Annotated in this window: 5 protein-coding genes and 1 rRNA gene; 3 read left to right on the forward strand and 3 right to left on the reverse strand. The window is 60.7% G+C overall.

Going from position 1 to position 4,690, the window contains the following annotated elements:
- Positions 1 to 337: 337 nt before the first annotated feature.
- Positions 338 to 856 (reverse strand): porin family protein, encoded by a 519-nt coding sequence (locus tag MRBLMU1_RS21515; protein ID WP_363505497.1) that lies wholly within the window; start codon positions 854 to 856, stop codon positions 338 to 340.
- A gap of 84 nt (positions 857 to 940) precedes the next feature.
- Positions 941 to 1,837: an AraC family transcriptional regulator gene (locus tag MRBLMU1_RS21520; protein ID WP_363505509.1), complete on the reverse strand. Its 897-nt coding sequence runs from the start codon at positions 1,835 to 1,837 to the stop codon at positions 941 to 943.
- 190 nt (positions 1,838 to 2,027) lie between these two features.
- Here MRBLMU1_RS21520 and MRBLMU1_RS21525 point away from each other — a divergent pair, with 190 nt between their 5' ends.
- Positions 2,028 to 2,312: an SDR family NAD(P)-dependent oxidoreductase gene (locus MRBLMU1_RS21525; RefSeq protein WP_363505500.1), complete on the forward strand. Its 285-nt coding sequence runs from the start codon at positions 2,028 to 2,030 to the stop codon at positions 2,310 to 2,312.
- Between the two features lie 31 nt (positions 2,313 to 2,343).
- Here MRBLMU1_RS21525 and MRBLMU1_RS21530 read toward each other — a convergent pair whose 3' ends face one another.
- Entirely contained in the window at positions 2,344 to 3,015 is a 672-nt protein-coding gene (locus MRBLMU1_RS21530) for a TetR/AcrR family transcriptional regulator (protein ID WP_363505503.1), read from the reverse strand.
- Between the two features lie 23 nt (positions 3,016 to 3,038).
- Between MRBLMU1_RS21530 and MRBLMU1_RS21535 the strand changes: the two genes are divergently transcribed.
- Positions 3,039 to 4,244, forward strand: a complete 1,206-nt coding sequence (locus MRBLMU1_RS21535; protein ID WP_363505506.1) for a YbfB/YjiJ family MFS transporter — start codon at positions 3,039 to 3,041, stop codon at positions 4,242 to 4,244.
- Between the two features lie 352 nt (positions 4,245 to 4,596).
- Positions 4,597 to 4,690 (forward strand): 16S ribosomal RNA (locus MRBLMU1_RS21540); the annotation flags it as partial.

Consider the following 4,690-nt stretch of genomic DNA (forward strand, 5'->3'; position numbering starts at 1 on the left):
AACAACTCTGCGCCGATGATAGTGCTGCAACCAGTGTGAAAGTAGGTTATCGTCAGGCTAGTTATAAGAAGAAGCCCACCAGGTGATCCTGGTGGGCTTTTTTGCGTCTGCGGCCCGTGTCCTAAAAATACATCTGGAGACACGTAGGGCGGATTAGCGCAGCGTAATCGGCCATGCACGCACAGCCGTCGGCCCATGCATGGCCGATTACCGCGTACCGCCGTCGCCTACGATTTGCTGCGGAAGAAAAATCGACAGGGTGTCGTCAAGACTGGACGGGCTTACGATAAAAATTTTGCCATTCAGTCTTGACGATCAAGACGGTATCTACGTGTCTCTAGAAATTGAAGCGCGCGCTGAACGAATACAGCGACACTTCGCTTTTGGTCAGATAGCTGAAGTCGCCGCCGATCGACCAGTGGCGGTTGAAAGCGTAGCTGAGGCCGACGCCGACCATCGGATCGGTCTCGTCGCGATCGGGCATATTGCTGCGGGTGGCGTGCATCGAGGTGCGGCCGACGCCGGCGCGGCCGAACAGGCTGAAACGGTCATTGAGCGGCACCGTACCTTGGGCGGCGATGCCGTAGGTCCGTTCGGGATAGTAGCCGGCCTCGGCAAACAGGCCACGGAAGGGATCGAAGTTCAGGCTGCGCGTGTAGACGTCGAAGCCGAAGTTGGGCGTGTACTGGTAGCCGATCGCGCCGCCGATCGAGATGTCGCTACTGTTGTCGGCGTATTTGGACGAGACCGAGGCGCGGCCGGCGGTGGCGCCGAGATAGACGCCCGGCTCGAACGGTGCCGCGAACGATGGGCCGGCGACGGCGAGCGCGGCCGCCGCGATGATGAAGAGTCGCATAGGGTTCCTTGGGGTTAAGACGGAAAACGCGACATTAATTTATTTGTAATGCCGCAGTCCTCGCATACTAACCTCTAATTATCTTTACGGCAACCTTGCCGTTTCCGCCGGCTGGGGCGCCAGCATGCGCCGCATCGCCTCGGCCTCCTCGCCGGGACTGCGGCCGAAGTAGCGCTTGAACTCGCGGCTGAACTGCGACGGGCTTTCGTAGCCGACCTGGGCCGATGCCGCCTGCGCCGTCATGTCGCTGCGCGCCATCAGCAGCCGTGCCTGATGCAGCCGGGCCGACTTCAGATACTGGATCGGCGAGCAATGCGTCACCGATTTGAAGTGCACGTGGAACGCCGGCACGCTCATGCTGGCCTCGGCCGCGAGCATGCCGACGTCCATGTCGGCGGCGCAATCGGCGTGGATGCGGCGCAGCGCCTTGGCGATGCGGCCGAACTGGCCCTGGCTGGTCAGCGCGGCGCGCATCGCCGCCCCTTGCTCGCCCATCAGCACGCGGAAGCAGATTTCGCGCACGATGGCCGGACCGAGCACGCGCGCCTCCAGCGGAGAGCTCAGCGCCTCCATCAGGCGCAGCACGGTCTCGCGCAGGCGCTCGTCCATCCGCGTGGTCATCATCCCCTTGGGCATGGCCGGCACCTCGTTGGCGGTCTGGTCGATGGCGAACATCAGGTCGGCCAGGGTGGTGCGGTCGACGCGGATGACCAGGCCCATGAACGGTTCCTCGACCGACGCCTCGGTGGCGCTGATGAATGGCGTGGGGATGGCGACCACCAGATAGTGGTCGGCGTCGAACTGCAGCACGTCCTCGCCGAAGTGCGCGCGCTTGCGGCCCTGCAGCACGATGGCGATGCAGGGATCGGACATGGCGGGTGCCTTGGTCGCGCTTTGGGTGGCGCGGGTCAGGCGCACGTCTTCGAGCGCCGTCTCGGTGTAGCCGTCGTGCTTCGCCAGGCTGGTGTGCAGCGCGATCATGCGTTCCAATTCAAGTCCTTCCAAAAATACGGTGGGGAATAGGAATGATCCATCAAACCGGCCGCCATGGCTACGGGGCTATTGTCGATGTATAGGATTAGGCAAGAAACACATAGCCATGTGCATTCGCAGCATGGCCGGATGTTCGTATGATGCATGCTGGTTTTATTGCCATTGAAAGGACCGCATCATGACTGCTATTGCACACCCCAATCGAAAGGTGATATTGATTGCTGGCGCCAGCCGGGGCAGCGGTCCTGCCACCGCGCGCCAGCTGGCCGGCGAGGGCCATCACGTGGTACTGGGCGCGCGCCGCTCCGCCAAGCTGCACGCGTTGGTGACGGAGATCCGCAGCGCCGGCGGCTCGGCGGAGTGGTTCGCGCTGGACGTCTCGCGGCCGGAGGAGATGCGCGAATTCCTGGCCTTCGCCGAGGACGTGCATAAACGCATCGACGTCGTCATCAATAATTGCTGAGGACGTTGTTCCGCTTTATCTTGTCTTGTGCCTAGGCCCCTTTTGGGTTGAACAATATTTTCAACAGCGTTTCGGCCGTGGCCTGAAGTTCATCCGGCGCATGATAGATGCGTTCCATCACCACATTGCCGCGCGTGAAGGTGACCAGCAGCCGGCTGGCATCCTTTGGCGACAGATTCAGGCGTGCCACGGCGTCGGGTGCCGACAGCCGTTCTTCCAGCACTTCGGCCAATCCTTCCAGCATGCCGCGTAGCGCCTGGCGTACGGCGTCATCCATCGCGGTTTCATCGGTGGCGATTTTGGTCGTCAGACAGCCGCGCGTGGTTGACGAGGATCTGTCGTCCTGCCCGGGTATCGGTTCCGACATGGACGCGATGATGTAGGCGAAGAAGTCGCGCAGGGCGACCACCGGATCGTCCGCCTTCATCTTTTCGCGCACCGCGGCCAGATAGCGCTGTTTGTAGCGCGCGAACGCCAGCAGGAAGATCGATTGTCTGTCGCCATAGGCGTTGTAAAGCGAGCCGCGCAGCACCCCGGTCGCTTGCGCCAGATCCTGCATCGATGTCGATGCATAGCCGCGCCGCCAGAAAACGTGCATCGCGCGCTCCAGCGTTTCTTCTTCATTGAATTGTTTTATGCCTGCCATGGAAGGATTATCGGCATTCTTGACAGTGGTGTCAAGTTTGACTATGCTGTCAAACATGATGGGTCATTAAGGGATCGTTGATGAATATCGCAGCAGACAAGGGCGCCGCCGCGCGCGCCATATTCGCCGGCCTGTGCGCCAGCCTGGTGGGCATCGGCCTTGCGCGCTTCGGCTATACGCCGTTGATACCGCCTTTGATCGAGGCGCACTGGTTCGCCGCGCAGGACGTGGTCTATCTGGGCGCCGCCAATCTGGTCGGTTATCTGGTCGGCGCCTTGGTCGGGCGTCCGCTGGCCGCGCGGCTGACGGCGCGCGCGACGCTGCGCGTCATGATGATGCTGGCCTCGCTCGCATTCTTTGCCTGTGCGTTCCCCTTGTCGGTGAGCTGGTTCTTTGTCTGGCGCCTGTTGTCGGGTGTATCCGGCGGCATCATCATGGTGCTGGTCGCGTCGACGGTCTTGCCGCACGTGTCTGTCGAGCGCAGGGGCATGGCGAGCGGTGCGATATTCCTGGGCGTGGGCGTCGGCATCGCCGCCTCGGGCACGGTGGTGCCGATGCTGCTGGGTGTCGGTCTGCGGGAAACCTGGCTGGGGCTGGGCGCGCTGGCGCTGGTGCTTAGCATCGCGAGCTGGTTCTGCTGGCCACACGCTTCGCACGGTCATGCCGCCGCTGCCGGCGCGCAGTCTGCCGCGCCCGAAGCCGGGACACGGTTCGATCTGAACGTGCTGTATGTTCAATACGCCTTGATGGCGATCGGTTTGGTCCCGCTGATGGTGTTCCTGGTCGATTACGTTGCGCGCGGCCTTGGGTGGGGAGCGCATACGGCGGCCTTGTTCTGGATCGCCTACGGCATCGGAGCGATTGCTGGTCCGATGGTTTATGGTGCGTTGGGTGATCGCATCGGGCCAACACGCACCGCGCAGTTGGCATTGATGACGCAGGCGGGCGTGATCGCGCTGATGATGTTTTCCACCAACCACTTGGTGCTTATTGCCGCCACGGTGGTCGTGGGTTCCTTCCCGCCGGGCATCGTGCCGATTGTGCTTGGCCGCGTACATCAAATATTGCCAGGGGATGCGCATGCCCAGAGCGCCGTTTGGAGCAGGGCCACGACGGTGTTTGCCTTGTTCCAGGCACTGGCTGGGTACGGCTACTCTTATCTCTTCGCGCAAAGCGGTGGCGACCATCGTTTGCTGATGGGGATAGGGGCGGGCGCGTTGTTAATCGCGGTGCTTGTTGATGGCGCGAAGAAAGTTCTTGCCAAGCCCGGAGGGGCTTTGCTATAGTTCGCCTCCTCGCAAAACGACGCACACAAAACAAGGTGTTGCAGAGTGAAGCGGGGCAAAAAAGAGGGTTGACGAAACGGTCTAAACGATTCATACTCTTCCTTCTTCGCTGACAGACAAAACGATTTGTTGGCGACGCAGTACCAAACAAAGTTCTTTAAAAATTAACAGTCGATAAGTGTGGATGTTTGATGAAGGTGCACGCGGAGCTTCGGTTCCGCGATACTTAAAAAATATCAAATGTTCACAAGAAGTAATGAAATAGGCGCTACGAAAGTAGTGGCCTGTCAGTATTTTGAGTGAGCGACCCGTCAGCAATGACGGTGGCAGAAATGCCAAATAAACAGAGATTAAACTGAAGAGTTTGATCCTGGCTCAGATTGAACGCTGGCGGCATGCCTTACACATGCAAGTCGAACGGCAGCGCGGGGCAACCTGGCGGCGAG

The sequence above is a fragment of the Burkholderia sp. LMU1-1-1.1 genome, from assembly GCF_040675865.1.
Classification (GTDB): Bacteria; Pseudomonadota; Gammaproteobacteria; order Burkholderiales; family Burkholderiaceae_D; genus Rugamonas.

Coding starts and splice junctions, on each gene's coding strand:
- MRBLMU1_RS21515 (WP_363505497.1), bottom strand. CDS start 856: ATGCGACTCTTCATCATCGCGGCGGCCGCGCTCGCCGTCGCCGGCCCA.
- MRBLMU1_RS21520 (WP_363505509.1), bottom strand. CDS start 1,837: ATGATCGCGCTGCACACCAGCCTGGCGAAGCACGACGGCTACACCGAG.
- MRBLMU1_RS21525 (WP_363505500.1), top strand. CDS start 2,028: ATGACTGCTATTGCACACCCCAATCGAAAGGTGATATTGATTGCTGGC.
- MRBLMU1_RS21530 (WP_363505503.1), bottom strand. CDS start 3,015: ATGTTTGACAGCATAGTCAAACTTGACACCACTGTCAAGAATGCCGAT.
- MRBLMU1_RS21535 (WP_363505506.1), top strand. CDS start 3,039: ATGAATATCGCAGCAGACAAGGGCGCCGCCGCGCGCGCCATATTCGCC.